Annotated in this window: 2 protein-coding genes; one reads left to right on the forward strand and one right to left on the reverse strand. The window is 42.2% G+C overall.

Annotation, left to right across the window (positions count from 1 at the left end):
- The first annotated feature begins 214 nt into the window (after window positions 1-214).
- A complete protein-coding gene (locus tag KDK15_RS12595; RefSeq protein WP_257295719.1) occupies window positions 215-1,282 on the forward strand; it encodes a hypothetical protein in 1,068 nt (355 codons plus the stop codon).
- Between the two features lie 94 nt (window positions 1,283-1,376).
- On the opposite strand, the gene KDK15_RS12600 is transcribed toward KDK15_RS12595, so the two are convergent.
- Window positions 1,377-1,979, reverse strand: a complete 603-nt coding sequence (locus KDK15_RS12600) for a LysE family translocator (RefSeq protein WP_257295721.1) — start codon at window positions 1,977-1,979, stop codon at window positions 1,377-1,379.
- Between the last annotated feature and the right edge of the window lie 84 nt (window positions 1,980-2,063).

The raw sequence follows: 2,063 nt of genomic DNA on the forward strand, positions 1-2,063 counted from the left end.
TACCGTTTTACGAGAGACTGGCGGGGAAGTTCCGCCGGTCTACTCACCAGTCCAAAAATCCAATAAATAGATACCCCACCAAACCATCCTTGCCTGCAACAGCAAACATCACTCTTTCCTGAGCTGAGGGATAGCCGTGGAACTTATTAGAACTTTTGTACTCTAAGGGTTTCAAGCAAATTAATCATGATAATAAAACAAGGGATATCATGTAATGGATCAAATCAAACTTGGTGTTTTGCCAGCACTATCACATTCATGGTATAGACATTCAGAATCCTTACTGCCAATCAAGGCCATAAAATGCCTTGTTAATGGTATCAAGGCATTGTTTGGTGGTTACTCTGTCAGCGTTTTAGACAGTAACACCCAAAAGCTGATGAAAGAACACCCAAATGCACGGTTTACCAAAACACTCCATAAACCATTAAGTGCTTATAACATCAGCATTCCGTCAGCCTGTAAGAACTCAACCTGCTATGTTTCCAATAAGATAGATAAACTGCATGATGAAGGGCGCAAGCTTCAGGTTAAACTTGCTTTCAAACAGGATGGCAGTATTGCTCCAATCCCCATGTATTACTCCATTAAACCCTGGGACTCCAAGAACCTTAACTGCAAAGTGCGTCGCTCTGATACTGACACCGTAGCACCTGGACAAAAAATAGTCTGCCGACATTTCGCCTGGGCTTATGCCACAAAAGTGTTTGGTCGGGGAAAAGAGACTTTTAAAACAATAGATACCCCGGAAAAAATACAATCAACCTTTGCAAATACATCTTTTTTTCCATCGGTACATGCGCACTTTTATCCAGAAGGATTTGTAAACTACCGAATTACTATTACTGACAAATCCTTTTATGCCGATGGATATTATTTCCACGAAGGAGCGTTTTCTGAGGCTCTTACGGGGTTAGTAGAAAAGTATTGGAATATGCCTGCTGGCGATGAAAAGAATTTTATTTTTGAGTCAGCAGATACAAGATTTCACACAATGGCCCTGAGATTAAAGAAGCAGGATGGATGCATGAAGGTTATTTTTTATGATCCTAACAAAACACTTATGCACAGAACATTCCTGCTCTCGGAGCCAGGTTTGGCAGCACACATTAACGGCAAAGATCTTCGAGCCAGCCACCTCTTTGATGGAGCACTTATTAATATTGATGACAGGAAGAAATCTGTTGATGAATGTGATGTCCAATGCTTTGGTGGCTCACCTGACGCCTTGCGATGTACATCAGCAGCCGGGCATGGTGATCATCCCAGAGCACCATTGTAGAAGACGTATTGGTTGATAAATCAACCCATAACTTACCTGGCATTTTTTATAAACCGGGATTAGCGGTCCCGGCTGATAAAAAATACACAGTTTCTCAAACATAAAACAGCACAACCGATGCGGCTGTTAATGAAGCCAGAGACCAGTTAAAAGCCTTTAAACTTTGCTCATTTTTCAGAAATCGCCTCAGTCCTGAGCCAAAAACCACCCAGACTGAACAACAAGGCAGATTGATTAGAGTAAATATAACCCCGACCAGTAAAACAGAAAGCGTGTAGTTATCACCAGGCAATGTAAAAACAACAGCACTACTGACGGCCATCATCAAGGCTTTCACATTCACAAACTGAAAACTTATGGCCTGAAAAAAAGTCATTGGTCTTTTACTGACCGCCTGTTCTGAAGCACGGGCAGCCGTGGCAATCTTCCATGCCAGCCACAATAGATACATGGACCCAATATACTTCAAAACCGTTTGCAGCTGTGGAAACCTCTCAAAGATACTCCCCAGTCCAAACGCAACAGCAAGAAACAGAATAAAGAACCCAGTAGATACACCCAGCATATGGGGAATACTTCTGGCAAAGCCATAATTTACCCCGCTGGCTGCCAGCATAATATTATTGGGCCCTGGAGTAATACTGGAACTCAAGGCAAAGGTTACCAATGGTAACCAGAGTATCTCTATCTCATTCATTTTTCCCTCAGTATATTTTAACAATGCCCACGCGATGCCCGCGTTGAAGGTGTCGTGTTATTTTTATAGTTGAATGATGGTAAG

This window comes from Endozoicomonas sp. YOMI1 (assembly GCF_024606345.1).
In the GTDB taxonomy this organism is placed as follows: Bacteria; Pseudomonadota; Gammaproteobacteria; order Pseudomonadales; family Endozoicomonadaceae; genus Endozoicomonas.